The organism is Streptomyces sp. NPDC059909 (assembly GCF_042730885.1).
Taxonomy (GTDB): domain Bacteria; phylum Actinomycetota; class Actinomycetes; order Streptomycetales; family Streptomycetaceae; genus Streptomyces.
In genome coordinates this window covers 1-2,440 of record NZ_JBHWKX010000190.1, presented here as the reverse complement: position 1 = coordinate 2,440, position 2,440 = coordinate 1, and the positions used below count along the sequence as shown (strand labels likewise).

Here is a 2,440-nt window from a genome sequence, read left to right as displayed (position 1 = left end):
TGTGCGCCGTGAGGCGCTTCGCTGTATCCCCGACTCACTCGGGAGGAACTTGGAGGAATGTTTCTGGGTCGCCTGACTTACCTGGAGGCGAAAGCCGAAGGGGACAACAGCATGTCAGGAAAGCGGTGGCCGTCTGGAGGTATCCAGGGCGGAGGGCCGCAAGACCCGCGCGATATGGCCAAGGCTGGATTGCTTGAAGCCCAATCTCCAGCGGCAAAAATAGAAACTCACCGGAACGATACCTGAAACCGGTGCCCTTTCCTTGCCGGGCTCTGAAGAACGGGTTCGGACGGCAACCTCCAAGGAGAGGGGCGTCGCCCAGTGAGGGCGGTCAAGGAGATGAGTGGGCGGCCTACGTCGTGCTCGATACGTACAGCGAAGACGTACCACGGGATCGCCTACGGGGCGCGAGCCCTACGGCGACGGAGTGCCCATAGTAGTCGCCGGAGTTGCGACCGGCCGTGAAGTCCGGGAAAGCCGGAATGAGGGCGAAGGGGCACAGGTGAACTCGACGTCCAGTAAGGGGAGGTATGCGCAATGCAGAGCGCCGAAACGGTGCTGGACGTCATCCGGGAACGCGGCAGGCGAAGCCTGCCGTTGGAAAGGATCTACCGGCAGCTGTTCAATCCGCAGCTCTTTCTGATGGCCTATGGGCGCATCTACAGGAATTCCGGTGCGATGACGCCTGGGGTCACCGGGGAGACCGTGGACGGCATGTCACGGGCGAAGATTGACACGATCATCGGCACATTGCGGTCGGAGTCGTATCGATGGACGCCCGTCAAGCGGGTCTACATTGACAAGAAAGGCGGTGCGAAGAAGAAGCGCCCGCTGGGCCTGCCGACGTGGTCGGACAAACTGGTCGCCGAGGTCGTACGTCTGTTATTGGAGGCGTACTACGACGTCCAATTCTCCGATCGCTCTCACGGGTTCCGCCCCAAGAGGGGCTGTCACACCGCGTTGCAGGACGTGGTGAAGTACTGGACCGGAACGCGCTGGTTCATCGAGGGAGACATCTCCGACTGCTTTGGCAGTCTGGACCACGAGGTCATGCTCGCGATCCTCGGGGAGAAGATCCACGATGGCCGGTTCCTGCGGCTGATCCGGGCCATGCTCAGGGTCGGATACTTGGAAGACTGGCGGTGGAACGCCACGCTGAGTGGGACTCCCCAAGGCGGTGTGGCATCGCCCGTCCTCTCCAACATCTATCTTGACAGGCTCGATCAGTTCATTGAGCAGAAGTTGCTGCCGGAATACAACCGCGGCAGAAAACGACGGCATCATCCCGAGTATCATCGGCTCGACAGCCGGATGCACTGGGCGAAGCGGCGCGGAGATCGCGCCGCAGTACGGCAACTCCGGCTCCAAATGCGGAGCCTGCCGAGCAAAGACCCCTATGATCCAGGCTTTCGGCGCCTACGGTATGTCAGGTATGCCGACGACTGGCTGCTCGGTTTCGCTGGGCCCAAGCACGAAGCCGAGGAGATCAAGGCGCGGATCACAGCATTCCTTCTGGATGAACTCCGGCTGGAACTCTCCGAATCCAAGACCCTGGTCACGCACGCCACCAGCCAGGCGGCGCGCTTCCTCGGTTACGAGGTGAAAGCCCAGCGATGCGACACGAAGCTCACGGGACCACGACGCTCCGTCAACGGTGCCATCGGGCTTTTCGTGCCACGCGAGGTAATCCGGCAGCGTTGTGCCTCCTACATGGGTGGCGGGAAACCGAAACTCCGTGGTGTGCTTCTCCACGACAGCGATTTTTCAATCGTGGCGACATACCAAGCCGAGTACCGGGGACTCGTGCAGTACTACCTTCTCGCCCAGGACGTCGCCCGCCTAAACCGCCTGCAATGGGTGATGGAGACGTCCATGCTCAAGACACTGGCGTCGAAGCATAGATCGACCGTCACGAAGATGGCCCGCAAGTACAAGGCGACCATCGACACCCCGGACGGCCCTCGAAAATGCTTTGAAGTCATCGTCGAGCGCGGAGGTGAGAAGAAGGCGCTGGTTGCCCGCTTCGGCGGCATCCCGCTCAAACGGCAGCGCACAGCGGTAATGGCCGACCGAGAGCCGTTGAAACCCAACCACATCAGCACCACCGAGTTGGTGAAGCGGCTCCTCGCGGACTGCTGCGAGATATGCGGATCAACGAGCCGGATTGAGGTCCATCACGTCCGGAAACTCGCCGATCTCAAGCAACAGGGCCGAGCCGAGCGCCCCGTGTGGGTGAAGTTGATGGCAATGAGACGACGTAAGACCCTGGTCGTCTGCCGGCCTTGCCACGAGGACATCCACGCGGGACGAGCGACCTCATCCACCCGGAAAAGATCACTGGAGAGCGGTGTGCTGGGAAACTAGCCCGCACCGTTCGGGAAGGGGCCGTCGGAAAAGGACCCGGGCCACGGGCACCTCGTCGGCGGCCTACTTCACTCCG

Annotated in this window: 1 protein-coding gene; it reads left to right on the top strand. The window is 61.7% G+C overall.

The window, feature by feature from the left end; genetic code table 11:
• Positions 1-537: 537 nt before the first annotated feature.
• A complete protein-coding gene (locus ACFV9O_RS40060) occupies positions 538-2,364 on the top strand; it encodes a reverse transcriptase domain-containing protein (protein ID WP_385427954.1) in 1,827 nt (608 codons plus the stop codon).
• Positions 2,365-2,440: the final 76 nt, after the last annotated feature.

Bases quoted from the DNA above. Each gene is read 5' to 3' on its own strand.
- ACFV9O_RS40060 (WP_385427954.1), top strand. From the start codon at position 538: ATGCAGAGCGCCGAAACGGTGCTGGACGTCATCCGGGAACGCGGCAGG.